This window comes from Erwinia sp. Eh17-17, from assembly GCF_039675725.1.
GTDB lineage: Bacteria > Pseudomonadota > Gammaproteobacteria > Enterobacterales > Enterobacteriaceae > Erwinia.
The window spans coordinates 33,851-58,312 of the sequence record NZ_JBDFQT010000006.1 but is presented as its reverse complement, the minus strand read 5'-3'; the positions used below and the strand labels follow the sequence as shown (position 1 = coordinate 58,312).

Sequence of the window (24,462 nt, the reverse complement as noted above, 5' to 3'; positions counted from 1 at the left end):
GTCGTCCCGAACGGGATATCAGCCGTTTAATTGGCTAAAAAAAAGCCGACTGCCCCTACGAATTAAGGAAAAACAGTCGGCCTTCAGCGCGGACAGGATGAAACCCTTAAACCTCGATTTCAGCCATGTCGCCTTTTTCCTGCAGCCAGTTGCGGCGATCTTCAGAGCGTTTCTTCGCCAGCAGCATATCCATCACCGCCATGGTCTGCTGAAGATCGTCATCGCTGATGGTGAGCTGCACCAGGCGGCGAGTATTCGGGTCCAGCGTGGTTTCGCGCAGCTGGAGCGGGTTCATTTCACCCAACCCTTTAAAGCGCTGCACGCCAGGTTTGCCTTTCTTGCGCTTCAGCTGCTCAAGAATGCCCGCTTTCTCTTCTTCATCCAGCGCGTAGTAAACTTCTTTGCCCAGGTCGATGCGGTACAGCGGCGGCATCGCCACGTAAACGTGGCCATTTTTTACCAGCGTGCTGAAGTGGCGCACAAACAGCGCGCACAGCAGCGTGGCGATGTGCAGACCATCGGAGTCCGCATCCGCCAGGATACAGATCTTGCCGTAGCGCAGCTGGCTCAGATCTTCACTGTCGGGATCGATGCCGATCGCCACGGAAATATCATGCACCTCCTGCGATGCCAGCACCTCGTCAGAGGAGACTTCCCAGGTATTGAGGATCTTCCCCTTCAGCGGCATGATCGCCTGATATTCACGATCGCGCGCCTGCTTGGCCGAACCGCCTGCCGAGTCCCCTTCCACCAGAAACAGTTCAGTACGGGCAAGATCCTGCGCTGAACAGTCCGCCAGTTTGCCCGGCAGCGCCGGTCCGCTGGTCAGTTTTTTACGCACCACTTTTTTCGCCGCACGCAGGCGACGCTGGGCGCTGGAAATGGCCAGTTCCGCCAGCATTTCGGCGGCCTGCACGTTCTGGTTCAGCCACAGGCTGAAGGCATCTTTTACCACGCCGGAGACGAAGGCCGCGCACTGACGCGACGACAGACGCTCTTTGGTCTGCCCGGCAAACTGCGGGTCCTGCATTTTCACCGACAGCACGTAAGCACAGCGGTCCCAGATATCTTCCGCCGACAGCTTCACGCCGCGCGGCAGGATATTGCGGTATTCACAGAACTCGCGCATCGCGTCGAGCAACCCCTGACGCAGCCCGTTAACGTGGGTGCCGCCCTGCATGGTCGGGATCAGGTTAACGTAGCTTTCCGTCAGCAGCTCGCCGCCTTCCGGCAGCCACAGCAGCGCCCAGTCCACGGCCTCGACATCCCCGGCAAACGCGCCGACAAAGGCTTTTTCCGGCAGCGTTGGCAGGCCGTTGACCGCTTCCATCAGGTAATCGGTCAGACCGTCGGCGTAGCACCAGGTCTGCTCGGTATTATTCAGTTTGTCTTTGAAGACAATTTCGACGCCGGGGCACAGCACCGCTTTGGCTTTCAGCAGGTGGCTGAGACGCGAGACGGAAAAGCGCGGGCTGTCGAAGAAAGATTCATCCGGCCAGAACTGGACGCGAGTCCCGGTATTACGTTTGCCTACGGTGCCGGTGACCGTCAGGTCCTGCACCTTATCGCCGTTCTCAAACGCCATTTCGTACACTTCGCCGTTACGGCGAACGGTGACTTCCACGCGGCGCGACAGGGCATTAACCACAGAGATCCCCACGCCGTGCAGGCCGCCTGAGAACTGGTAGTTTTTATTGGAAAATTTGCCCCCGGCATGCAGACGGCAGAAAATCAGCTCAACGGCTGGCACCCCCTCTTCAGGGTGAATATCCACCGGCATGCCGCGGCCGTCGTCGATCACTTCCAGCGACTGGTCAGCGTGCAGAATCACTTCCACGCGTTTGGCGTGACCGGCCAGCGCTTCATCCACGCTGTTATCGATCACTTCCTGCCCTAAGTGGTTAGGACGCACGGTATCGGTGTACATGCCCGGACGGCGACGCACGGGTTCAAGGCCGCTGAGAACCTCAATGGAGTCAGCGTTGTAGCTGGATTGAGTCATCGTAACAATCTGATTGGTAGTGGCTAAAAATGATTGCCCAGACTCCGGCTTATCTCACTCCTGAAAACCTAAGAAGTCGAGCATCGCGGAGAAATGGCGTTCGAATCCGATAAAAGCATGATTTCCGCCCTCTTCTACCGTCTGGCGGCAGGCGCTGTAGTAGTCCAGGGCCTGACGGTAGTCGAGCACTTCATCGCCCGTTTGTTGCAGTAACCAGAGCAAATCCGGCGACTCTAACGGGTCAATCTGCATCACTTTTAGATCGTAAATATGGCGTGACTCTAACACATATTGCTGACCGGTGTACGGGTTCTCGTTGTGGCCAAGATAATCCGCCAGCAGCTCAAACGGACGGACGGCCGGGTTGACCACCACGGCCGGCAGCGTGAAACACTGGGACAGCCAGGTGGCATAATAGCCCCCCAGCGAGGAGCCGATAATCCCCAGCTGTTCACCCGCTGACTGCATGACAAAAGTTTCCAGCAGCGCGGCAGCCTCGGAGGGAAACGCCGGAAGCTGCGGCACGTGCAGCGTGATGTCCGGACGGTGTTCTGCCAGCCAGCGTTTGAACTGCGTTGCCTTCGCCGACTGCGGCGAACTGTTGAAACCATGCAGATAAAGCAGCGTGGCCATCGGTCAGTATCCTTCTGAATCAAGATCCGGGTTAAACATACGTGTCTTCAGACGCTGCACCTGCGTGTCGATACGACCGTCATCATACAGGTCAAGCCAGCGCCAGCCCGGAGACTCAGCGTCAATCGTAAAGTTGGTACAGTGAGGTTTGAACTGTACACAGGTGGATGGCGAAGCCAGCACGCGCCGCCCCTGCCAGTGAAGGTCGAGCTCCTGATGGATATGGCCACACAGCAGGGTTTTCGCCTGTGGATAGCGTTGCAGGACCACATCCAGCATATGCGGGTTACGCAGGCTGTGCTGATCCAGCCACGAACAGCCCGACGGCACCGGGTGGTGATGCAGCAACACCAGGGTATGGCGCTGTGGTTGCGCCGCCAGCGCCGCTTCCAGCCACTCCAGCTGGTATTCGCTCAGCTCACCGTGGGGGACACCGAATACCTGGCTGTCCAGCAGCACGATTTGCCAGTGCTCCCCGACCAGCACCTGCTTCTGGTCGGCAATACTGGAGGATGCCAGGGTGCTGAACATCGTCGGCTGAAAGTCGTGATTGCCGGGTAACCAGACGCAGGGAGCAGGCAGACGAGCGATGCCCTCAGCGAAATGCTGATAGGCCTCTGTCGAGTGGTCCTGCGCCAGGTCGCCGGTAGCAACAATCAAATCGTAGTGACGCCGATCCGCAGCGATAACATCCAGCACGGCGTCAAAACTGGCCCAGGTGTTCACCCCTAACAGCGTTTCATGTTTACCTGCAAAAAGGTGGGTATCCGTTATCTGTAAAATCCTGACTCTGGACCCACTCGCCACAGGAAGTTTTAACAGGCTATCCAATCAACGTCCTTAACTCGCTTTGAAATGTCGCAGCATTTTGCTAAACCGGAACCGCCATCGCGCCGTGGGATAAACAGTAGCGCAACCAGTCCGCTAAAAATTGGTTAATTTGGTGCTTCTCATCACGCTGATGCAGCTTTTTATTAGGATAATCATAACGTGCTTTAAAGCGATAGATCTGCTGAGTGGAACACACTTCCGCCACCATCGCATCATGGTACAGCCTGACGGACATCGAGGGCAGGCTCCAGTAACTCACGGCAGGCGCGGTTTGCCTGACTTCCACCAGCGTGGTGTAACGGGTCGATTCCTGAATAGTGATCAGATAGCGGGCACCGTTAACCTGATACGCCATCGACTCACCCACCCGATCCTCCTTCGGTAATAAACGCCGCAGCTGCGCAAAGTTAGTTTCGCAGACGCGCATCATTTCAGGAAAATCGGGGACATAGCGTTTCATTATTCAGTATTCCACTCTTGGCGTAGCTGTTTATGGTGCAACTGGAGCCATTGCAAAGCAATGACAGCGGCCGCGTTATCAATTTTCCCCTGTTCCACCCATTGATAAGCCTGACTGCGGCTCACCACATGCACAAGAATATCCTCATTCTCTTCCTCCAGACCGTGGGTTCCCTGTGCCACGCTGGCATCCACTTCGCCGACAAACACCGCCAGGCGTTCGCTGGTCCCTCCCGCGCTGGAGAGGTAATTAATAATCGGCTTAACCCGACCGGCAATCAGGCCCGACTCTTCTACCGCTTCTCTGCGCGCCACCTCTTCCGGGGTTTCACCCGGTTCGATCATCCCGGCGACCAGTTCAAGCACCCAGGGCGTCGAGCTGGTGTCGTAAGCGGCGATACGGATTTGTTCAATCAGCACCACTTCATCGCGCAGAGGGTCATAGGGTAGCAGCACCGCAGCGTGACCGCGCTCAAAAATTTCCCGCGTCACCTCTCCACTCATCCCTCCGTTGAAAAGACGGTGGCGAAAGCGGTAGCGCTCCAGCGAAAAAAAACCGCGATAGAGCGTCTCTCGTGCAATAATTTCTACATCGTTTTTGGTGAAAGTCACTGGGTATTCATGACCCGTTTCCATGACAACTTCTCCTGTGAAGTGGTGGCAAAAATGTAAAGTGCAATAGTATTCCGACAGTTGTCTGGTTCTTAACGACTTAATTAAGTAAATTAAGGCAGGATGGCACTTTCAGCCAACTTACCTTATCGGAACTCTCTGCTATCATCGGCGATAATTTTTGACCTACGTCAGCGCTACCATAGCAATTTTGCTGCACTACAAGGAATGCAAATGAACAAACTGCTCCCTTTACTCATCGGTCTGAGCCTGGGCGGCTTCAGTGTTGCCAGCCAGGCTGAAAACCTGCTGCAGGTATATCAGCAGGCGCGTTTATCAAATCCTGACCTTCGTAGCTCTGCCGCCGATCGTGACGCTGCTTTTGAGAAAATTAATGAAGCCCGCAGCCCGCTGTTACCTCAGCTCGGTCTGGGCGCGGACTACACCTATAACAGCGGCTACCGCGATGCCAGAGATACGCACAGCAACTCTAAAAGTGCCTCACTGCAGTTAACTCAGACCATTTTTGACATGTCAAAATGGCGCGCGCTGACGCTGCAGGAAAAAACAGCCGGTATTCAGGATGTCACCTATCAGACGGCTCAGCAAACGCTGATTCTGAACACCGCGACCGCCTATTTCAACGTGCTGAATGCCATTGATACGCTGTCTTATACCGAAGCGCAGAAGCAGTCGATTTACCGCGAACTGGATCAGACCACTCAGCGCTTTAACGTAGGTCTGGTTGCCATTACTGACGTGCAGAACGCCCGTTCGCAATACGACACGGTGCTGGCAAGCGAAGTCTCGGCGCGTAACGCCCTCGACAACGCGGTAGAAACGCTGCGTCAGGTCACCGGCAACTACTACCCAACGCTGGCCTCGCTGAACGTTGATGCATTCAAAACGGAAAAGCCTCAACCCGTTAATGCCCTGCTGAAAGAAGCCGAAAGTCGCAACCTGTCGCTGCTTTCTGCCCGCCTGTCTCAGGACCTGGCGCGCGAACAGATTCGCTCTTCAGAAACCGGCCATATGCCAACCCTGGACCTGACCGCTCAGACCGGGTTAAACAACACCCGTTACGGCGGTTCTCGTTCTAACCCAAACAACACGGACAACATCACCGGCAGCAACCAGGTCGGCCTGAGCTTCAACCTGCCCCTGTACAGCGGCGGGTCGGTGACCTCGCAGGTCAAACAGGCGCAGTATGCGTTTGTAGCGGCCAGCGAACAGCTGGAAAGTGCTCACCGCAGCACCATCCAGACCGTGCGCTCATCGTTTAACAACGTGAACGCCTCGATCAGCAGCATTGAGGCCTACAAGCAGTCTGTGGTCTCTGCGCAAAGCTCTCTGGATGCGATGGAAGCCGGTTACTCCGTGGGTACCCGTACTATCGTTGATGTGCTGGATGCGACCACCACGCTGTATAACGCCAAGCAGCAGCTGGCAAATGCCCGTTACAGCTACATGATTAACCAGCTCAATATTAAATCTGCGCTGGGTACGCTGAACGAGCAGGATCTGCAAACGCTGAATAACCACCTGGGTAAAGATATCGGTACCTCACCGGAAATCGTTGCCCCGGAAAACGCGCAGCAGACTGCCTATGCTGACGGGGCTGAAAACCAGCCTGCCAGCACTAAAGCGGCCACCACCACCCGCCCGGCAGCAACCCGCGCCAGCGGAAATCCTTTCGGTCAGTAGTCCCCAAGGGGGCAGCTCAGGCTGCCCCTTCACAATCAAACGTATAGCTACGTAAAGATCCCCTCCAGGTCAGCCCCCATCGCTTCATTTTTCACCGCTGTTCCCCTATCCTATACACTACTTTGGGCACAGGACGAAAAGTGATGAAACGGACTAAACAGATTAATCATGCCTCCTTTCGCAAAAGCTGGAGCGCACGTCATTTAACGCCGGTGGCGCTGGCGGTAAGTGCAGTATTTATGCTGGCCGCATGTGAACAGGCCGACGAAACCGTATCGATGTATCAGAACGCGGATGACTGCTCGGCCGCTAACCCTGGCAAGAGCGCACAGTGCACCACGGCGTTTAACAGCGCGAAAGAAGAAGCGGTGAAAACCGCACCGAAATATGCCAGCCGTGAAGACTGCGTGGCAGAATTCGGTGAAGGCCAGTGCCAGCAGGCTCCTGCTCAGGCTGGCGTCGGCACCACGAATGCAGAATCGCAGTCCAGCGGCAGCTTCTGGATGCCGCTGATGGCCGGTTATATGATGGGCCGTATGATGGGTGGCGGTATGGGTCAGCAGCAGCCGCTGTTTTCCTCAAAAAATCCGGCCAGCCCGGCAAACGGCAAGTTCGTTGATGCCACGGGCAAAAGCTATGGTGCCGCCACACCGGGCCGCACCATGACGGTTCCCAAGACCGCCATGGCACCGAAACCCGCCACCACCAGCACCGTAACACGCGGCGGCTTTGGCGAGTCTGTTGCCAAGCAGACATCCATGCAGCGTAGCAGTGCCACCGGCACCAGCCGCAGCATGGGGGGCTAAGCGCGCATGAAGCGTATTGCCATTACAGAACGTCCCGGCTGGCGGGAAAAAGCGACGGAATATGGTTTTCGTTTTCACACCATGCACGGGGAGCCGTACTGGTGTGAAGATGCTTATTACCAGTTTACGTTGCAGCAGATTGAGTCGCTGGAAGATGTGACCAGTGAACTGCACCAGATGTGTTTGCAGGCGGTGGAACTGGTGGTAAACAGCGAAGAGCTGCTGACCAAGTTCCGCATTCCAAAACACACCTGGGATTTCGTGCGCGAATCGTGGAAGAGCAACCAGCCGTCGCTCTACTCGCGCATGGATATCGCCTGGGACGGTCATTCACCGGCCAAACTGCTGGAGAATAATGCCGATACTCCGACCTCCCTGTATGAGGCGGCATTCTTTCAATGGCTGTGGCTGGAAGACCAGATTAATGCCGGACAGCTGCCAAACGGCAGTGACCAGTTCAACAGCCTGCAGGAAAAACTGATCGACCGTTTCGCCGAACTGCATCAGCAGCACGGTTTTAGCTGGCTACATTTTGCCTGCTGCCGTGATACGGATGAAGATCGTGGCACCGTTCAGTATCTGCAGGACTGCGCGACCGAAGCGGGTCTGCCGAGCGAATTCCTGTTTATGGATGAAATCGGTCTGGGCGAGAAAGGGCAGTTCACCGACCAGCATGACCAGGTGATCGGCAATATGTTCAAGCTCTATCCGTGGGAGTTTATGCTGCGCGAGATGTTTTCAACCAAGCTGGCCGATGCCGGCGTGCGCTGGCTGGAGCCGGGCTGGAAGAGCATTATCTCGAACAAAGCGCTGCTGCCGCTGCTGTGGAAGATGTTCCCGAACCATCCGAATCTGCTGCCGGCTTACTTCGCCGAAGACAACGTGCCCCATATGGACAAATATGTGGTCAAGCCGCTGTTCTCTCGCGAAGGTGCCAATATCCGCATCGTAGAAAACGGTCAGGAAATTGCGCGTGTTGACGGGCCGTACGGTGAGGAAGGGATGATCGTGCAACAGTTCCATCCGCTGCCAAAATTTGGTGACAGCTATACGCTGATCGGATCGTGGCTGATTAACGATCAGCCTGCGGGTATCGGCATTCGTGAAGATCGCGATTTGATCACGCAGGATCTGTCACGTTTCTATCCGCACGCGTTTATTGAATAATCGTGACCTGCGGCGGGCGGACCGCAACTGAAGGTCCGCCTCTGCAAATCACCCACGATGATGTTGCCAACAGGGTGAGCAAAATAGCCTGTTATCCCACCTGCACCGACAGCATACTTAACGACCCCATCACAACCCCATCCACCGGGACGGATATTGCTTCGCCTTCAGCGCGTGCGCCCAGCACATACAGCAGCGGCAGATAGTGTTCCGGCGTTGGGTTCGACAGTGCGGCCCCCTCATGCTGCATGAAGTTGATCAGCGGATGCTGCTCTGACTCGCCTTCCCAGTTGAGATTGTCACGCACGTACTGGTTAAACGACTCTGCCCACGGCCAGGCTTCCGCCTCGCCCTGCCAGCGCACCATGCGCAGGTTGTGTACCACGTTGCCGCTGGCAACAATCATTATCCCCTGCTCGCGCAGCGCAGCCAGTTTACGCCCCAGCTCAAAGTGGTAGGCCGGCGGTTTAGTGCCGTCAACGCTCAGCTGTATCACCGGGATATCCGCTTCAGGATACATCTTGATCAGCACGCCCCACGACCCGTGGTCTAAGCCCCACTCCTGATCCAGTTCGACCGCCACCGGAGCCAGCACATCTGCCACCTGCTGTGCCAGCAACGGCGCACCGGGGGCCGGATAGTGAGTATCAAACAGCGCCTGAGGGAAACCGCCAAAATCATGGATGGTGCGCGGTTTTTCCATCGCCGTTACCGCAGTGCCCCGCGTGTACCAGTGGGCCGACACGGCAATAATCGCTTTCGGGCGCGGCAGATTTTTACCCAGCTCACGCCAGGTTTCGGTCCAGATATTCTCTTCCAGCACGTTCATCGGGCTGCCGTGCCCAAGGAAAAGTGCAGGCATACGTGAGTGGCTCATAGTGTGACTCCGTGAAAGTTTCTGTGCAATGAGACTCACATTACGCGCTTTTTCATGCGGATGAACCTGGATAACCCTGACGAAGATATTCAGAAAATTTGAAGGAATACTGCAGAAGGAAGAGAGGTGGTTAGCGGCAGGGGTGCGCGAACAAATCAAACGCACCCACTGCCGGCAATATGACGGGGATCAGCTGGCCTGGCGAGTCTCATGGCTGCGGCGATAAGCCACCAGATCTTCAATGGTCACCACCGGCATATTGTGCTGCTTAGCAAACACAATCGCTTCCGGCGCGTGTGCCATGGAACCATCGTCGTTAGTCAACTCGCACAGCACACCTGCCGGCTTAAAGCCTGCCAGCGTCACCAGGTCGATAGTGGCTTCAGTATGGCCACCGCGGGTCAGTACACCACCGGCACGGCCACGCAGCGGGAATACGTGACCAGGACGGTTCAGGTCGCCCGGCTGAGTCTCATCAGCGATAGCGGTACGGATGGTGGTCAGGCGGTCAGAAGCGGAAACGCCGGTGGTCACCCCTTTGGCGGCTTCGATAGTCACGGTAAAACCGGTACCGTAAGCGCTGGTGTTGTCCTGCACCATCATCGGCAGGTCAAGCTGCTTCAGGCGGTCTTCGGTCAGACACAGGCAGACAATACCGCTGCCATGACGGATGGTCAGCGCCATCTGCTCAACGGTCATGGTTTCAGCAGCAAAGATCATATCACCTTCGTTTTCACGATCTTCATCATCTAAAACCATCACACCGCGGCCTTCGCGCAGTGCCTCAATGGCACGGGTTACACGCTGTTCAGGCGTGCCAAATTCAGAAAGTAGCGACTGATTCATGGTAAATAAACCTTAATAAATGTATGGGTTACCAGAACCAGGGCGTGCTTAGGAGTGTCATGCAGTGACAAAAAAATAACGCGAGGCAGGCAAAAGCCCGTCAAGATTCGTTACTCTCTCCCATCCGGACTCTAACCGTCGGCCCCGGAATTACACCGGATCTGCTGACCTTCAGAATTGCTTCTGAAGCGCTCGCGGGCTTTCAGCGCTAAGCTGATTTACCGCCGGTGGGGAATTTCGCCCCGCCCTGAGAATAAGCAAAACCATCATAACGCTGAAAAAGTAGCAGAGCAACGAACAAAAACACCAAACAGATAGTCATTACGTAACTAAGGCATTTCCTGTTTATTCATTTCAGGTTTCACCTTTTACCGTCTGGGATTACACTAAGGATAAATTCGCTGCTACCAGGAAGCCGCCATGATCGACGCAAAAAAAATTGAACAACTGGCCCGTCAGGTCCATGAATCCATGCCGAAAGGTATTCGTGACCTGGGTGATGATGTGGAAAAGAAAATTCGCCAGACTTTACAGGCACAGCTGACCCGTCTGGATGTGGTAAACCGCGAAGAGTTTGATGTACAGACTCAGGTTCTGCTGCGCACCCGCGAGAAGCTGGCCGCGCTGGAGCAGCGTCTGGCAGAACTGGAAAGCCGGGTTTCCCCTGCTCCGGTTCCGGTAGTTACCGAACCCAAAACCGCAGAATAAGCCACGTCTGCAATACGGCTGCCCTGACGGGCAGCCGTTGACGATCAGCTTTTTCCGCTGCCAGAGATTATCGTTTTGATGATGTTACTGGTCGAAATACCATCTTCGAAATTGAGCACCCGCACGTCACCGCCGTTCGCCCACACCTCTTTACTCCCGGCAATATCTTCCGGCTTGTAGTCACCGCCTTTCACCAGCAGGTCAGGCAGCACTTCAGCGATCAGGCGCTGCGGCGTGTCTTCTTCGAAACCCACGACCCAGTCCACCGCTTCCAGCGCGCCCAGCACAATCATACGGTTGATCAGCGGGTTCACCGGGCGGGTTTCACCTTTCAGACGCCGGGTCGAAGCATCGCTGTTAACGGCCACAATCAGGCGGTCACCCAGCTTACGGGCATTGGCCAGATAGGAAACGTGCCCGGCATGCAAAATGTCGAAGACGCCGTTGGTCATGACCACGCGCTCACCGCGCTGGCGGGCTTTCGCCACTTCAACAATCAGCTGCGCTTCGTCCATTACGCCAAAACCGGATTCCGGACGGGCGCGAATCGCATTTTCCAGCTCGACTGGAGAAACGGTTGAGGTCCCGATCTTACCGACCACCACACCCGCCGCGGCGTTCGCCAGGAAACAGCTCTCTTCCAGCGAATTGCCCGCTGCCAGCGCCGCTGCCAGTACACCGATCACCGTATCGCCGGCACCGGTCACATCAAACACTTCCTGCGCCTGGGTGGGCATATGGAACGGTGCTTTACCCGGCTGCAGCAGGGTCATACCGTGCTCTGAACGGGTCACCAGCAGCGCAGAAAGCGCATGCTGCTGCATCAGTGCCGTACCGCGTTCGACAATCTCTTCTTCTGTTTTGCACTTGCCGACTACCGCTTCAAACTCAGAGAGATTCGGCGTCAGCAGCGTTGCCCCGTGGTAGCGACCGAAGTCGGTCCCTTTCGGGTCCACCAGCACCGGAACGCCGGCTTTACGCGCCAGAGCGATCATGGTTTCCACGCTGGCCAGCGCACCTTTGGCATAGTCAGACAGCACCAGCGCACCGATCTCAGGCAGCGACTGCTGAATACGCTGATGCATCGGGGCCGGATCGACACCCTCAAAGCCCTCTTCGAAATCAAGGCGCAGCAGCTGCTGATTACGGGATAACACGCGCAGTTTAGTGATGGTCGGGTGGGTAGGAACAGAGACGAAATCACACTGAACATTGACGCCGGTCAGGGAGGCGCTCAGCGCACGAGCGGCGTCATCAACGCCGGTGAGACCGACCAGACGCGAGGCTGCGCCCAGCGCAGCGATATTCATCGCGACGTTAGCCGCGCCCCCCGGACGCTCTTCTACATGATCGACTTTTACCACCGGTACCGGCGCTTCAGGGGAAATGCGGCTGGTGGGGCCGTGCCAGTAACGGTCCAGCATCACATCGCCAACCACTAACACACCCGCACGCGTAAAATCAGGCAGTGTAATTTTCATTCCAGAGACTCCAGACTGCAGTAAAAATTAATGCGCGCGATAATAGCACAATTGTCCCGGTGACTAATCATCGCGTCTGCACGATAAATCAGGCGCCCAGCCACGCCTGCCAGCTGGCATTCACCACCGCTTTCTCACTGGCATATGCGTTTTCCTCCACGTGGCCCGGCAGCGCCTGTAAGGCCAGATGGTGCAGTGCATCGCGCAGCGTGACATAGGCATGGGTCAGGGCTTCTGCTTCTGCCGCTGCCATTTTTCCGCTGTTGGCCAGCAGCTCAAGAATGCGCACATTGTCAGACCAGCGGGTCAGCATCGGTTCCTGAGCGGCATAGCGCAGCACCAGATATTGCGTGATAAATTCAATATCGGTAATGCCACCCACATCGGCTTTGATATCCCAGCGCCCTTTCTGCTTATGCCCGAGGTGCGCGCGCATCTTCTCACGCATTTCACGCACTTCAATTTTCAGCGCGTCAGCCTCACGCGGCAGCGACAAAATGCCCCGGCGGATTTGGTCGAAACGCTGGCTCAGCGCCGCATCGCCAAACACGATGCGGGCGCGCACCAGCGCCTGGTGCTCCCATGTCCAGGCTTCATTACGCTGATAATCATCAAAGGCATCAAAGGTGCTGACCAGCATCCCCGCTGCACCGGACGGCCGCAGGCGGGCATCCACTTCGTACAGAATGCCGGAGGAGGTGCGGGTACTGAACAGGTGCATCACACGCTGGGCCAGACGCAGGTAAAACTGGCGGCCGTCGATGCTGCGTTCACCGAGCGTCACTGCCTCCGACGGGCAGTCATGCAGGAACACCAGGTCAAGGTCGGAACTGTAGCCCAGCTCCCAGCCGCCCAGCTTGCCGTAACCGACCACTGAGAAGCCGCGCTCGCTGTCGTGGGTCAGGTGCGAGGGGCGACCGTAGCGCTGCACCATCATATTCCAGGCCTGCTGCACCACGGATTCAATCATCGCTTCCGCCAGCCAGGTCAGGTGATCGCTGACTTTCATCACCGGCAGCGTTTTCGCAATATCCGCAGCCGCAATGCGCAGATGCTGCGCCTGCTTAAACTGACGCAGGGCTTCCAGCTGCTGCTCTTCATCCTCTTCCGGAATGCGCAGCAGATACTGCCGCAGTTCATCGCGATAGGCATCTGTCGCCGTGGGCTGGTACAGCGTGGCGGGATCGAGCAGCTCATCCAGCAGCAGCGGATGACGCGCCAGCTGGCTGGCCACCATCGGCGAGGCGGCACACAGCCGGATTAAGTGCTTCAGCGCCCCCTGGTACTCTGTCAGCAGCTCCAGATAGGTACTGCGCGTCAGCACACCGAGCAGCAGCGGCGTCAGTCGCCCGAGAGTGACGGGCGCATCCTGACGCGGCACCACCTCACTCAGCAGGCGCGGCATCAGCTGGTCCAGCGCCTGACGGCCACGTGGGCCAATCGTACGCTTATCCACATCCTGACGAAAATCTGTAATCGTTCGCAGCAGCAGCTGGCTTGCGGCGCTGTCAAGATGCGGAACCAGCGGTTCCAGCTCGGCTTCTTCCAGCTGATCCTGCCACAGCACGCCGTACTCACCGGCTTCGCGGCTATCGCCGTTTTCCGGCGCATCGTCTCCGATTAAGTCGTTAAAGATGGTACGCACTGCCAGCATATGGCGATCCAGCGCCTGGTGGAGCGCCGTCCAGTCAGCAAACCCCATCGCCCAGGCGAGACGAGCGCGATCCAGCTCACTGCCCGGTAGCGTCTGCGTCTGCTCGTCATTAATGCTTTGCAGCAGATTCTCCAGCCGCCGCAGGAACAGATAGGCATCATGCAGCTGGCCGATCTGGTCGGCAGGCAACAGATTCAGCTGGCCAATAGCCTCCAGCGTCGGCAGCAGGGATCGCAGCTGAAGTGAACGCTCACGTCCACCCCGAATCAGCTGGAACACCTGAACGATAAACTCGGTTTCACGGATGCCGCCCGCCCCCAGTTTGATGTTATCCGTCAGCCCACGACGCCGCACTTCGCGGGCGATCATGCTTTTCATATTACGCAGCGACTGGATGACACTGAAATCAATGTAGCGGCGAAAAACAAACGGCCGCAGCATCTGACGCAGCTCTTCGCTCCAGCGGTCATTGCCGCCGCCCATCAGGCGCGCCTTGACCATCGCATAGCGCTCCCAGTCCCGCCCCTGCTCCTGGTAGTAGTCTTCCAGTGCGGCAAAGCTCAGCACCAGCGGCCCGCTGTCACCAAAGGGGCGCAGGCGCATATCCACGCGATAAACAAAGCCATCGGCGGTGGGCTGATCAAGCACTTTGATCAGCCGCTGGCCCAGTCGGGTAAAGAACTGGGCATTGTCCAGCTCGCGGCGGCCCCCCTGGGTAGTACCGTTTTCCGGCCAGGTGAAGATCAGGTCGATATCAGAGGAGAAATTGAGTTCACCGCCGCCCAGCTTACCCATGCCGAGGATCAGCAGGGGCTGTGGCTCTCCGGCCGCATTCATCGGGGTGCCGAAATCGCGGCAGCAGGCATGCCACAGCCAGTCACGGGCCGCCACAATCAGCGTTTCCGCCAGCTCACTGAGCTGACGCAGCGACTGTTGGGTATCGCTGGTGCCGGACGTCTGCATCCAGGCGATACGCGTCAGCATATGGCGACGAAACAGGCGCAGTTCGCGCATCAGCGCGTTTTCATCCTGAACCGTGGACAGCTGCTCCTGCAGCCAGTCAGAATAATGGTGCCATTCATCAGGGAGAGGCGGCTGCTCCTGAAGCTGCTGCCACCATGCAGGAAATTTCGCCAGGTTATCACTGATAAAATCGCTGAAGGTCAGCACCGCCTGCTGCTGCGCGCAAGCCGTGCTGAACAAGGGATCCAGCATTGCACTTTGCTCAGCCATGGCCGCCGGCAGCGGCTGAGTGAAGGATGGCACCATACGATAAACACTCCCTATAGAGACCCTGTCAGGGGCTACTGACTGCCGTTTTTCCAGAATGCGGGCTGCTTCAGTGCCTGCTGGCGGTGGGCATCCAGCCAGACATCCTGCTGTTCCACAATCGCTTTATGCAGCTGCTGCCAGCTCTGAAGCCAGGCATTCACCGCGCTGACATCGTAAGCACCGGCCAGCAGATGCACCGCCAGCACCTGACGATGCAGACGCGTCAGTTTGTCCTGATATTCGCCGGAATGGTTGACGTGATCGAAAGTTTCTTTCAGGTCGGCGGCAATGCGGCCCAGCATGATGTCGCTGAAGCGTTTAAACGATCCCTGAAGCTTGGCGTCGGCTTTCTGGTCAACAAACTGACGCCAGCGCTCAGTAGCAATCCAGTTAGTAAGTGCTAACTGCGTTTGCAGCCAGAGGGCGCTGAAACACAGGGTCTGCGCATCAACCTTCTCGTCAACCAGGGCTTCTTCCAGCTGAGTCAGCTTCTGACGAAGCTCACTGCTGGCCTTGCGCGGCACCAGCGCACCATAGAGAGAGAAGGTCTGACGCAGCACTTCCAGCGCATCCTTCACCTGGTGCAGGGCGGCGCTGTTGCCGCGCAGCCACAGCTCTTCGTGATACTGCCACTGGCTTAACGCCAGCAGGAAAGCGGCGCGCATCCCCTCTTCAACCGTGGCTTTCGGCTTAACCTTCAGCAGCGGTACCGGACGCAGCGGGCGCGGTAAATAACCCTGTGCGAGGCCATAGCCGCGCGCAGCTTTGCTCAGGCTGCCCAGACGCAGACCATCAATGTTCGCCAGTTCGGCGGCGAAAGCCAGCAGATCGTCACGCTGGCCGCTCTTCAGTTCCAGCTCGATTTCCATCAGCGGCTCACGCAGCTCGCCAGAGATGACTTCACCGCGATCGTATGCCACTTCAATCTCGCTTTGCAGGTAAGTAACCACCCACTTTTCACGCACAAACTGAGTGCTGAACAGCGCTTTTAGCTGCTGCTGTAATGCCGGCAAGTCGGTTCCCGCAGGCCAGACATCGGCAGGCAGCTGCTGCAAATCCAGCTCGGGCTTGTCCAGATCCACATTATATTCCGGACGCTGATGCAGGCCACCGATGGTCTGACCGGCGGTTTTCAGCGTCATTTCGTAACGGTCACCAAAGCCACGGATGCGCAGCCCCATGTCCCAACGCCGTAACTGGCTGTCGGCCGTTTCGAAGTAAATATTGGTCAACGCCTGGCCGGCTGAGTGTTGATGCGGCCACTGGTTAAGCTGATGGGCGATTTTTTCGGCCGCTTCTGGCGCGGCAATGAACTTTAATTCGATTTCGAGAGTCATATTGTCTTATTTGATTCGTTAACGGCACAGTAAACGGTTAAGGTATCTGATTATGCTCGCAATGTTTGGCGAACGGTCGTTCCTCTGTAGTCATAAAGAATAATGCACAAGAGACGGCACTGTCTCTGCTTTATTATGCTTTCGCGTACAGCTTCTCAAACCGCCTGAGACCAGGATAGTTCTCATTCAGCTTTCTGTGAGGCCGTTCCAGACTGTGCAATTACTTTTTACAGCCCTTATGCAAAAAGAGTTCGAATGAAAATCACTTACCTCCTTGGTCTGACATTGCTCACAATGAGCGCTGCGGCAACCATCCACGCCGAAGAAAAACGCTACATTTCCGACGAGCTGTCCACCTGGGTTCGCAGTGGCCCCGGCAACGATTATCGTCTGGTCGGCACGTTAAACGCCGGCGAGGAAGTATCGCTGTTGCAAACCAACGACAACAGCAAATATGGTCAGATCCGCGACAGCCAGGGCCGTACCACCTGGATCCCACTGACCCAGTTGAGCCAGCAGCCAAGCCTGCGTACCCGCGTACCGCAGCTGGAACAGCAGGTAAAAGTCCTGACAGATAAACTGGCCAATATCGACGGTAGCTGGAATGAGCGCACCGCCGATATGCAAAAAAAGGTCGCCGGAAGCGATGACGCCATCAACAGTCTGAAAGAAGAAAATCAGCAGCTGAAAAACCAGCTGATTGTGGCGAAGAAAAAAGTCGATGCCGCCAACGTACAGTTGGATGACAAACAGCGCACCATCATCATGCAGTGGTTTATGTACGGCGGTGGCGTGGCGGGTGTTGGCCTGCTTCTGGGGCTGCTGTTGCCTCATATGATCCCGCGCAGGAAGAAAAGCGACCGCTGGATGAGCTGATTTTATCAGCCTGACACTGAGGGTATCTGCGGATGCCCTTTTTGCGTTTTGCCCGATTTATCAATTACGCAACATGAATGTTATAGTGTGACGATTAATCCTCAGTGTCATCTGACCAGCAGCCTTGTGGAGACCCGCAGTGAAAACATACCTTGTCGGCGGCGCCGTGCGCGATGGACTGCTGAATTTGCCGATAAAAGATAAAGACTGGGTGGTGGTCGGTGCCTCTCCCGGACAGATGCTGGAGCTGGGCTTTGAGCAGGTGGGCCGTGATTTTCCGGTGTTTCTTCACCCGAAAAGCCACGAAGAGTACGCGCTGGCGCGCACCGAGCGTAAATCAGGCAGCGGCTATACCGGTTTTGTCTGCTATTCCGCGCCGGATGTCACGCTGGAGCAGGATCTGGCGCGCCGCGACCTGACCATCAATGCTATTGCTCAGGATAACGACGGCCACTATTACGATCCTTACGGCGGGCGCGAGGATCTGCAACAGCGCCTGCTGCGCCACGTCTCGTCGGCCTTCAGTGAGGACCCGCTGCGCGTCCTGCGCGTGGCACGTTTTGCCGCCCGCTATGCCCACCTCGATTTCCGTATTGCCAGTGAAACTCTTGCGCTGATGAAGTCGATGGCGGAGAGCGGTGAGCTCGCTCACCTGACGGCGGAGCGCGTATGGAAAGAGACCGAAAGCGCCCTGCTGACGCGTAACCCTCAGGTCTTTTTCCAGGTACTGCGCGACTGCGGTGCGCTGGCCGTGTTGTTCCCGGAGCTGGATAACCTGTATGGCGTGCCCGCGCCAGCAAAATGGCACCCGGAGATCGACACCGGCATCCACACGCTGATGACGCTGGAAATGGCGGCAAAGCTCAGCCCCGATCTGGAGATACGCTTTGCCACGCTGTTCCACGATGTGGGCAAAGCGCTGACACCGCCGGAGAAATGGCCAAGCCATCACGGCCACGGTCCTGCAGGCGTCCCGCTGGTTGCCGCCCTGTGCGAACGCCTGCGGGTTCCCAACACGCTGCGCGATCTGGCACTGCTGGTAACGGAATTTCACGACCTGGTACACACCGTGCAGAACCAGCCGGCGACCACGCTGGTGGCGCTGTTTGACCGTCTGGATGCGTGGCGCAAACCGCAGCGCGTGGAGCAGATTGCGCTGACCAGTGAAGCCGATGCGCGCGGGAGAACCGGATTCGAAAACAACGCTTATCCTCAGGGTGATTACCTGCGTGAAGCCTGGAAGGTGGTACAGAGTGTATCAACCAGAGAGGTGGTGGCAGCAGGGTTCAAAGGTGTGGAAGTGAGAGAAGAACTCACGCGCCGCAGGGTGGCCGCGCTGGAGAACTGGAAAGCCATTTGATGTGGCAAAGGGCCGATCGGAAACAAGATCGGCCCCCGGAGCAACACGGGGTCAGGCAGGCCTGACCCGACGGATGTTACAGAACAAAGACGGCGTAAACCGCTGCCGCCACGATGAAGCGATAAATGGCAAACGGGATAAACGAAATACGCTTAATGATGTGCAGGAAGCTCTTAATAGCGATCAGCGCGACGATAAAGGCGGTGACAAAGCCGACGGCAAACATCGGGAAGTCCGCCATCGTCAGGAAGCCCATGCTCTTATAGAGATCCAGACCGGTTGCGCCAATCATCATCGGTACGGCCAGCAGGAATGAGAATTCTGACGCCGCATAGCGGCTCACTCCCATCAGCATTCCGCCCGAAATGGTGGCACCCGAACGTGAAAAGCCCGGCCACAGCGCCAGACACTGGAAACAGCCAATAATAAATGCCTGGCGATAGGTGATATCATCCACGCCCACGGCTTTTGGCTGTTTCGGCTTCAGCAGCTCTGCGGCAATCAGCAGCACACCCCCCACCACCAGCGCATACATCACGTTGACCGGATTAAACAGCGTCTTGATCTTGTCGTGCAGCAGCAGACCAATCACCACTGCCGGAACCATGCCGAGCAGAATATGAATCAGCGTCAGCTTACCCTGTCCTACGCCCTCATGTTTGACTTCACCGAAGTGAATGCCAATCAGGCCGAACAGACGACGCCAGAACATCACTACGACGGCCAGAATCGATCCGAGCTGAATCACAACTTCAAAGGTCTCCGCCTTCTCGCCTTCAAACCCCAGCAAATGACCGACTATGATCATATGACCGGTAGAAGACACGGGGAGAAACTCCGTCAGCCCCTCAACAATCCCCAGTATTGCTGCCACCCATAGCTGATGAATATCTGCCATCAAATCTACCTCTAACCCGGTTAAAACCATTAAAAAGGCGGTCGCTTAACGCTTCCGCCCATTGTGCCCTGATGCAATCAGGGCAACCTTATGACAGAGCATAATGTGGTTTGGTTTCATTGTGATGGCAATGAAAATGGATTTATTTCGGATTAGTCCCGCGTTCGATGATCACCCCAACCTGCTGCGCCTGGGCGACCGCGCCGGGTTTACTGACCTTAATTCTGACCCACGGTGAAGCGAATCGAGCCAGCAGCAGTGAGGCAATCTCCTCGGCCACGCGCTCGACCAGAGCAAATTTGCCCCCCGCGACGTGGTTAATAATCGCTTCAGAGACATCGGCATAGCTCAGGCAGTCGTTGACATCGTCACTGGCAGCGGCTTTACGGTTGTCCCACGCCATTTCGACATCGAACACCAGTTTCTGCTGAATCGTTTGTTCCCAGTCATAAACGCCAATGGTGGTGATGACGGACAGTTGATCAATAAATACGATATCCATGATACGGCTCTCTGTTTTTGTGGTTACCGGATACCATCCCCGGCGGTTTATGCGTATTATCCACAGATGCTGACTTTAAAACGACCCCCACAAGACGGAACGGTGTTATGAGTGTATTCGCGCTTGGCATGATCATTTTCGCGTATCTGTGTGGCTCCATCTCCAGCGCGATTCTGGTCTGCCGACTGTTCGGATTGCCGGACCCACGCCACCACGGTTCGGGCAACCCTGGCGCTACTAACGTGCTGCGCCTCGGCGGTAAAGCAGCCGCTATCACAGTGCTGGTATTTGATGTGTGCAAAGGGATGGTGCCGGTCTGGCTGGCCTATCATCTGGGTATCACGCCGTTTTATCTTGGTCTGACCGCCATCGCGGCCTGCCTCGGCCATATCTACCCGGTTTTCTTTCACTTTAAGGGCGGTAAAGGCGTGGCCACCGCCTTTGGGGCGATTGCACCGATCGGCTGGGACCTGACCGGGTTGATGACCGGCACCTGGTTGCTGACCGTACTGCTGAGCGGGTATTCTTCTCTCGGGGCGATTATCAGCGCGCTGATTGCCCCCTTCTACGTCTGGTGGTTTAAACCGCAGTTTACCTTCCCGGTCGCGATGCTTTCCTGCCTGATTCTGTTACGTCACCATGACAATATTCAGCGCCTGTGGCGCGGGCAGGAAAATAAGATCTGGAAGAAGAAGAAAAAGAAGCAACCGTAACGGCCGGGTGAGGCAGACCTCACCCCGACATAGCACGGTGAAACTGCGCAGGGGCCAGGGACACCTGACCCCACAGGGAAACGCTTAAATCGCGGGGAGTTCGGCCAGTGGCCAGCGCGGACGCACGGTCACACTTAACCCGGCAGGCACATCCCCTTTCAGGCGCACCATACCGGCATAGGCAATCATGGCGCCGTTATCGGTACAAAACTCAGGACGGGCATAGAACACTTCCCCGCCGCGCTTTTGCATCATCTCCGCCAGCTTGCTGCGCAGCGTGCGGTTGGCGCTGACGCCACCGGCAATCACTAACCGTTTGAAACCACTCTGATCGAGCGCACGACGGCATTTAATCGCCAGCGTATCCACCACCGCATCTTCAAAGGCACGCGCAATGTCAGCGCGGGTCTGATCGCTGTCGTCATTGTCGCGGATCGTATTAGCGGCAAAGGTCTTCAGCCCGGAGAAGCTGAAATCCAGCCCCGGACGATCGGTCATCGGACGCGGGAAGACAAAGCGCTTTTCCACGCCCTGCTGCGCCATTTTTGACAGCATCGGCCCGCCGGGATAGTCCAGCCCCAGCAGTTTGGCGGTTTTATCAAAGGCTTCGCCTGCCGCATCGTCCACCGATTCACCCAGCAGCGTATACTCACCAATGCCGGTCACGCTAATCAGCTGCGTATGGCCGCCGGATACCAGCAGCGCGACAAACGGAAACTCAGGCGGATTCTCTTCCAGCATCGGGGCCAGCAGGTGCCCCTCCATATGATGAACGGCGATAGCCGGTACATCCCAGGCAAAGGCCAGCGAGCGGCCAATGGTCGCCCCGACCAGCAACGCGCCCACCAGTCCCGGACCGGCGGTATAGGCAACGGCGTCGATGTCCTGGGCCTGTAATCCGGCCTCTTTCAGCGCCGCCTGGATCAGCGGCACGGTTTTACGCACGTGATCGCGCGAGGCCAGTTCCGGCACCACGCCGCCGTAGTCGGCATGAAGTTTGACTTGGCTATAAAGTTGATTGGCGAGCAAACCGGCCGCATCGTCATAAATGGCAATACCGGTTTCATCGCAGGATGTTTCAATTCCGAGAACACGCATGGCTTTTTTCACCTCATTCTTGCGGCGCGCAGTGTAGCATGAAGGGGCTTTTACGGGCGGCAAATTTAGCGAACCGTCGGTTATGCCTTGACCAATAAGGCGATTTTTTTTCCACTCCAGCGCCGTGATTCGTGTATAATCATTCCCCTGAAAAAAACCGGCAGCCGCACAGGCGCATCTGTTGGTTAGTTAATGCTATGGTGCTTTACAACGCAGCCTGTGTTGGAGTAAAATTCCGCACCATTTTGAAATGAGCTGACACCGATGTCAGCAGCAAAACCGAATTTATCGAGGTGAGAGTTACATGCCGGTAATTAAAGTACGTGAAAACGAGCCATTCGACGTTGCACTGCGTCGCTTCAAGCGTTCTTGTGAGAAAGCAGGCGTTCTGGCTGAAGTTCGTCGTCGTGAGTTTTATGAAAAACCTACTACCGAACGTAAGCGCGCTAAAGCGTCTGCAGTAAAACGCCACGCGAAGAAACTGGCTCGCGAAAACGCACGCCGCACTCGTCTGTACTAGTAGCCGGAGGGTACGCCCTCTCGTTATACAGACAAGTTAGTAGTTATCAGGCCGTGCTTCCGAAAGGAATGCGCGGCTTGTTGTCGTTTACGAGCTGAAAATCGGGGCTTATGGCAGGTAGAATTCCACGCGTATTTATCAATGACTTACTCGCACGCACGGACATCGTGGATCTTATTGATGCCCGGGTTAAGCTGAAGAAGCAGGGTAAAAACTACCACGCGTGCTGTCCTTTCCATAATGAAAAAACCCCCTCTTTCACCGTAAACGGCGAAAAACAGTTTTATCACTGCTTTGGCTGCGGTGCGCACGGCAATGCTGTCGATTTCCTGATGAATTACGATCGTCTGGAATTTGTTGAAAGTATTGAAGAGCTGGCAACGCTGTACGGGCTGGAAGTGCCGTACGAAAGCGGCAGCGGCCCGAGCCAGCTGGAACGTCATCAGCGTCAGAGCCTTTATCAGTTAATGGCCGGTCTGAACGATTTCTATCAGCAGTCCCTGACTCAAAGTTCGTCGGCAGGCGCACGCGATTATCTGGCGCAGCGCGGCCTGAGCGACGAGGTCATTAAACATTTTTCTATCGGTTTCGCCCCGGCGGGCTGGGATAACGCATTAAAGCGTTTTGGCCGTAATCCCGACGACCGTCAGTCTCTTATCGATGCCGGCATGCTGGTCACCAACGATCAGGGCCGTAGCTACGATCGCTTCCGTGAGCGGGTGATGTTTCCTATCCACGATAAACGTGGGCGGGTAATTGGTTTTGGTGGCCGTGTGCTCGGCGACGGGATGCCGAAATACCTGAACTCACCGGAAACCGATATTTTCCACAAAGGTCGCCAGCTGTATGGCCTGTATGAAGCACTGAAAAACTATCCGGAACCCGGCAAACTGCTGGTGGTCGAAGGCTACATGGATGTGGTGGCGCTGGCACAGTTTGGCGTTGATTATGCGGTTGCTTCACTCGGCACCTCCACCACAGCAGAGCATATCCAGCTGCTGTTCCGGTCGACCAACACGGTCATCTGCTGTTATGACGGCGACAGGGCAGGCCGCGAAGCCGCATGGCGCGCGCTGGAAACCGCTTTACCTTACATGAATGACGGGCGTCAGCTACGCTTTATGTTTCTGCCCGACGGCGAAGACCCGGATACGCTGGTGCGTAAAGAGGGTAAAGAGGCTTTCGAAACGCGGATGGAGCAGGCAATGCCGCTCTCCACGTTTTTGTTTGACACGCTGATGCCGCAGGTGGATTTACGCTCACCGGACGGCCGTGCCAGGCTCAGTACGCTGGCGCTGCCGCTGATTAGCCAGGTGCCCGGCGAGACGCTGCGTATTTATCTGCGTCAGGAACTGGGCAATAAGCTGGGTATTCTGGATGACAGCCAGCTGGAAAAACTGTTGCCCAGGCAGGCGGAAAATGCGAAACCACCCGCGCAGCCTCAGCTAAAACGCACAACCATGCGTATACTTATTGGGCTGCTGATTCAGAATCCGCAGCTGGCGATGATGGTGCCCTCTCTGGAGGGGCTGGAGCAGTCAGAACTAGCGGGTTTTCCGCTATTCGTCGAGTTAGTGAGCACTTGCGTAGCACAACCTGGCCTGACGACCGGACAGCTACTAGAGTTATATCGCGGAACAAAATTTAGCCAGAGCCTTGAAACCCTGGCTACATGGAACCACATGATCGTAGATGACGAAGTGGAAACCATGTTTAAAGATGCGCTGGGCAGTATGTATGACGATGCGCTGGAGCGCCGGCTGGAAGATCTTATCGCCCGCGACCGCACACACGTACTGAGCGCAGAAGAGCGCCGCGAGTTCTGGACGTTAAGCCAGGCGCTGAAGAAACAATAATTTGCCGGGGTCCACCCGCAGCAGCACAGAATTTGTAGGGGTCGACCTTTTGTTTCGGTCCACCCGCAGCAGCATAGAATTTGTAGGGGTCGACCTTTTGTTTCGGTCGACCCACAGCAGCATAGAATTTGTAGGGGTCGACCTTTTGTTTCGGTCGACCCGCAGCAGCACAGAATTTGTAGGGGGCGACCTTTTGTTTCGGTCGCCCCGCAGCAACAAAAATCCAAGCGGCTTAAGTGCCGAATTCAAG

Annotated in this window: 22 protein-coding genes and 1 riboswitch; of the genes, 9 read left to right on the top strand and 13 right to left on the bottom strand. The window is 56.4% G+C overall.

From position 1 onward, the window contains the following. Window positions 1-106 precede the first annotated feature (106 nt). Genes parE through nudF form a run of 5 tightly spaced genes read right to left on the bottom strand, consistent with a single transcriptional unit; the run spans window position 107 to window position 4,561 of the window. Entirely contained in the window at window positions 107-2,002 is a 1,896-nt protein-coding gene (gene parE / locus ABEH87_RS15850) for a DNA topoisomerase IV subunit B (RefSeq protein WP_346577613.1), read from the bottom strand. Between the two features lie 54 nt (window positions 2,003-2,056). Further along, a complete protein-coding gene (gene yqiA / locus ABEH87_RS15845; RefSeq protein ID WP_346577611.1) occupies window positions 2,057-2,635 on the bottom strand; it encodes an esterase YqiA in 579 nt (192 codons plus the stop codon). Window positions 2,636-2,638: 3 nt separating this feature from the next. Beyond that, the gene (cpdA, locus tag ABEH87_RS15840; protein WP_346577609.1) at window positions 2,639-3,466 is read right to left on the bottom strand and encodes a 3',5'-cyclic-AMP phosphodiesterase; all 828 of its coding nucleotides are present in this window, start codon (window positions 3,464-3,466) and stop codon (window positions 2,639-2,641) included. Window positions 3,467-3,506: 40 nt separating this feature from the next. After that, on the bottom strand, window positions 3,507-3,926 hold the full coding sequence (locus ABEH87_RS15835) for a DUF1249 family protein (protein ID WP_346577608.1): 420 nt from the start codon (window positions 3,924-3,926) through the stop codon (window positions 3,507-3,509). Further along, window positions 3,926-4,561: an ADP-ribose diphosphatase gene (gene nudF / locus ABEH87_RS15830; protein WP_346577606.1), complete on the bottom strand. Its 636-nt coding sequence runs from the start codon at window positions 4,559-4,561 to the stop codon at window positions 3,926-3,928. Before nudF ends, ABEH87_RS15835 begins: the two co-directional genes overlap by 1 nt. Window positions 4,562-4,771: 210 nt before the next feature. On the opposite strand from nudF, the gene tolC reads away from it, so the two are divergent. The 3 genes from tolC (at window position 4,772) to ABEH87_RS15815 (ending at window position 8,214) form a co-directional block, all read left to right on the top strand. Further along, the gene (gene tolC / locus ABEH87_RS15825; protein ID WP_346577605.1) at window positions 4,772-6,241 is read left to right on the top strand and encodes an outer membrane channel protein TolC; all 1,470 of its coding nucleotides are present in this window, start codon (window positions 4,772-4,774) and stop codon (window positions 6,239-6,241) included. 143 nt (window positions 6,242-6,384) lie between these two features. Continuing rightward, window positions 6,385-7,047 (top strand): DUF1190 family protein, encoded by a 663-nt coding sequence (locus tag ABEH87_RS15820; RefSeq protein WP_346577603.1) that lies wholly within the window; start codon window positions 6,385-6,387, stop codon window positions 7,045-7,047. 6 nt (window positions 7,048-7,053) lie between these two features. Continuing rightward, window positions 7,054-8,214, top strand: a complete 1,161-nt coding sequence (locus ABEH87_RS15815) for a glutathionylspermidine synthase family protein (protein ID WP_346577601.1) — start codon at window positions 7,054-7,056, stop codon at window positions 8,212-8,214. Window positions 8,215-8,305: 91 nt separating this feature from the next. Here ABEH87_RS15815 and ygiD read toward each other — a convergent pair whose 3' ends face one another. Next, window positions 8,306-9,091, bottom strand: a complete 786-nt coding sequence (ygiD, locus tag ABEH87_RS15810; protein WP_346577599.1) for a 4,5-DOPA dioxygenase extradiol — start codon at window positions 9,089-9,091, stop codon at window positions 8,306-8,308. Between the two features lie 189 nt (window positions 9,092-9,280). Further along, the gene (ribB, locus tag ABEH87_RS15805) at window positions 9,281-9,937 is read right to left on the bottom strand and encodes a 3,4-dihydroxy-2-butanone-4-phosphate synthase (protein ID WP_346577597.1); all 657 of its coding nucleotides are present in this window, start codon (window positions 9,935-9,937) and stop codon (window positions 9,281-9,283) included. A 108-nt stretch (window positions 9,938-10,045) separates the two neighbouring features. Beyond that, a riboswitch (FMN riboswitch) is annotated at window positions 10,046-10,196 on the bottom strand. 161 nt (window positions 10,197-10,357) lie between these two features. On the opposite strand from ribB, the gene ABEH87_RS15800 reads away from it, so the two are divergent. Further along, on the top strand, window positions 10,358-10,645 hold the full coding sequence (locus ABEH87_RS15800) for an accessory factor UbiK family protein (protein ID WP_346577595.1): 288 nt from the start codon (window positions 10,358-10,360) through the stop codon (window positions 10,643-10,645). Window positions 10,646-10,689: 44 nt separating this feature from the next. On the opposite strand, the gene hldE is transcribed toward ABEH87_RS15800, so the two are convergent. The 3 genes from hldE to ABEH87_RS15785 all read right to left on the bottom strand — a co-directional run bounded on the left by hldE (window position 10,690) and on the right by ABEH87_RS15785 (window position 16,389). Further along, window positions 10,690-12,126 carry a bifunctional D-glycero-beta-D-manno-heptose-7-phosphate kinase/D-glycero-beta-D-manno-heptose 1-phosphate adenylyltransferase HldE gene (hldE, locus tag ABEH87_RS15795; protein WP_346577593.1) on the bottom strand — a complete coding sequence of 479 codons (1,437 nt, stop codon included), beginning with the start codon at window positions 12,124-12,126 and terminating at the stop codon, window positions 10,690-10,692. A gap of 88 nt (window positions 12,127-12,214) precedes the next feature. Then, window positions 12,215-15,049: a bifunctional [glutamate--ammonia ligase]-adenylyl-L-tyrosine phosphorylase/[glutamate--ammonia-ligase] adenylyltransferase gene (gene glnE, locus ABEH87_RS15790; protein ID WP_346577592.1), complete on the bottom strand. Its 2,835-nt coding sequence runs from the start codon at window positions 15,047-15,049 to the stop codon at window positions 12,215-12,217. 35 nt (window positions 15,050-15,084) lie between these two features. Then, the gene (locus ABEH87_RS15785) at window positions 15,085-16,389 is read right to left on the bottom strand and encodes an inorganic triphosphatase (protein ID WP_346577590.1); all 1,305 of its coding nucleotides are present in this window, start codon (window positions 16,387-16,389) and stop codon (window positions 15,085-15,087) included. Window positions 16,390-16,644: 255 nt separating this feature from the next. Between ABEH87_RS15785 and ABEH87_RS15780 the strand changes: the two genes are divergently transcribed. Both ABEH87_RS15780 and ABEH87_RS15775 read left to right on the top strand, forming a co-directional pair. Continuing rightward, window positions 16,645-17,265 carry a TIGR04211 family SH3 domain-containing protein gene (locus ABEH87_RS15780; RefSeq protein WP_346577588.1) on the top strand — a complete coding sequence of 207 codons (621 nt, stop codon included), beginning with the start codon at window positions 16,645-16,647 and terminating at the stop codon, window positions 17,263-17,265. Window positions 17,266-17,404: 139 nt separating this feature from the next. Beyond that, window positions 17,405-18,625 carry a multifunctional CCA addition/repair protein gene (locus ABEH87_RS15775; protein ID WP_346577586.1) on the top strand — a complete coding sequence of 407 codons (1,221 nt, stop codon included), beginning with the start codon at window positions 17,405-17,407 and terminating at the stop codon, window positions 18,623-18,625. 76 nt (window positions 18,626-18,701) lie between these two features. Here the strand turns inward: ABEH87_RS15775 and bacA are convergent, their stop codons facing one another. Beyond that, window positions 18,702-19,523, bottom strand: coding sequence for an undecaprenyl-diphosphate phosphatase (bacA, locus tag ABEH87_RS15770; RefSeq protein ID WP_346577584.1), 822 nt, complete (start codon window positions 19,521-19,523; stop codon window positions 18,702-18,704). 142 nt (window positions 19,524-19,665) lie between these two features. Further along, window positions 19,666-20,025, bottom strand: a complete 360-nt coding sequence (gene folB / locus ABEH87_RS15765) for a bifunctional dihydroneopterin aldolase/7,8-dihydroneopterin epimerase (protein ID WP_346577583.1) — start codon at window positions 20,023-20,025, stop codon at window positions 19,666-19,668. Between the two features lie 107 nt (window positions 20,026-20,132). Between folB and plsY the strand changes: the two genes are divergently transcribed. Then, on the top strand, window positions 20,133-20,738 hold the full coding sequence (gene plsY, locus ABEH87_RS15760; protein WP_346577581.1) for a glycerol-3-phosphate 1-O-acyltransferase PlsY: 606 nt from the start codon (window positions 20,133-20,135) through the stop codon (window positions 20,736-20,738). 84 nt (window positions 20,739-20,822) lie between these two features. Here plsY and tsaD read toward each other — a convergent pair whose 3' ends face one another. Continuing rightward, window positions 20,823-21,836, bottom strand: a complete 1,014-nt coding sequence (tsaD, locus tag ABEH87_RS15755) for a tRNA (adenosine(37)-N6)-threonylcarbamoyltransferase complex transferase subunit TsaD (protein ID WP_346577579.1) — start codon at window positions 21,834-21,836, stop codon at window positions 20,823-20,825. 304 nt (window positions 21,837-22,140) lie between these two features. Between tsaD and rpsU the strand changes: the two genes are divergently transcribed. Both rpsU and dnaG read left to right on the top strand, forming a co-directional pair. Further along, a complete protein-coding gene (rpsU, locus tag ABEH87_RS15750) occupies window positions 22,141-22,356 on the top strand; it encodes a 30S ribosomal protein S21 (protein WP_001144069.1) in 216 nt (71 codons plus the stop codon). Between the two features lie 110 nt (window positions 22,357-22,466). Continuing rightward, the gene (gene dnaG, locus ABEH87_RS15745; protein WP_346577577.1) at window positions 22,467-24,212 is read left to right on the top strand and encodes a DNA primase; all 1,746 of its coding nucleotides are present in this window, start codon (window positions 22,467-22,469) and stop codon (window positions 24,210-24,212) included. Window positions 24,213-24,462: the final 250 nt, after the last annotated feature.

Excerpts from the sequence above, each read along its gene's own strand:
- ribB (WP_346577597.1), bottom strand. The coding sequence starts at position 9,937 with ATGAATCAGTCGCTACTTTCTGAATTTGGCACGCCTGAACAGCGTGTA.
- nudF (WP_346577606.1), bottom strand. The coding sequence starts at position 4,561 with ATGGAAACGGGTCATGAATACCCAGTGACTTTCACCAAAAACGATGTA.
- tolC (WP_346577605.1), top strand. The coding sequence starts at position 4,772 with ATGAACAAACTGCTCCCTTTACTCATCGGTCTGAGCCTGGGCGGCTTC.
- plsY (WP_346577581.1), top strand. The coding sequence starts at position 20,133 with ATGAGTGTATTCGCGCTTGGCATGATCATTTTCGCGTATCTGTGTGGC.
- rpsU (WP_001144069.1), top strand. The coding sequence starts at position 22,141 with ATGCCGGTAATTAAAGTACGTGAAAACGAGCCATTCGACGTTGCACTG.
- glnE (WP_346577592.1), bottom strand. The coding sequence starts at position 15,049 with ATGGTGCCATCCTTCACTCAGCCGCTGCCGGCGGCCATGGCTGAGCAA.
- ygiD (WP_346577599.1), bottom strand. The coding sequence starts at position 9,091 with ATGAGCCACTCACGTATGCCTGCACTTTTCCTTGGGCACGGCAGCCCG.
- bacA (WP_346577584.1), bottom strand. The coding sequence starts at position 19,523 with ATGGCAGATATTCATCAGCTATGGGTGGCAGCAATACTGGGGATTGTT.
- ABEH87_RS15780 (WP_346577588.1), top strand. The coding sequence starts at position 16,645 with ATGAAAATCACTTACCTCCTTGGTCTGACATTGCTCACAATGAGCGCT.
- tsaD (WP_346577579.1), bottom strand. The coding sequence starts at position 21,836 with ATGCGTGTTCTCGGAATTGAAACATCCTGCGATGAAACCGGTATTGCC.
- ABEH87_RS15785 (WP_346577590.1), bottom strand. The coding sequence starts at position 16,389 with ATGACTCTCGAAATCGAATTAAAGTTCATTGCCGCGCCAGAAGCGGCC.
- yqiA (WP_346577611.1), bottom strand. The coding sequence starts at position 2,635 with ATGGCCACGCTGCTTTATCTGCATGGTTTCAACAGTTCGCCGCAGTCG.
- folB (WP_346577583.1), bottom strand. The coding sequence starts at position 20,025 with ATGGATATCGTATTTATTGATCAACTGTCCGTCATCACCACCATTGGC.
- ABEH87_RS15835 (WP_346577608.1), bottom strand. The coding sequence starts at position 3,926 with ATGAAACGCTATGTCCCCGATTTTCCTGAAATGATGCGCGTCTGCGAA.
- parE (WP_346577613.1), bottom strand. The coding sequence starts at position 2,002 with ATGACTCAATCCAGCTACAACGCTGACTCCATTGAGGTTCTCAGCGGC.
- dnaG (WP_346577577.1), top strand. The coding sequence starts at position 22,467 with ATGGCAGGTAGAATTCCACGCGTATTTATCAATGACTTACTCGCACGC.
- ABEH87_RS15815 (WP_346577601.1), top strand. The coding sequence starts at position 7,054 with ATGAAGCGTATTGCCATTACAGAACGTCCCGGCTGGCGGGAAAAAGCG.
- ABEH87_RS15820 (WP_346577603.1), top strand. The coding sequence starts at position 6,385 with ATGAAACGGACTAAACAGATTAATCATGCCTCCTTTCGCAAAAGCTGG.
- ABEH87_RS15800 (WP_346577595.1), top strand. The coding sequence starts at position 10,358 with ATGATCGACGCAAAAAAAATTGAACAACTGGCCCGTCAGGTCCATGAA.
- hldE (WP_346577593.1), bottom strand. The coding sequence starts at position 12,126 with ATGAAAATTACACTGCCTGATTTTACGCGTGCGGGTGTGTTAGTGGTT.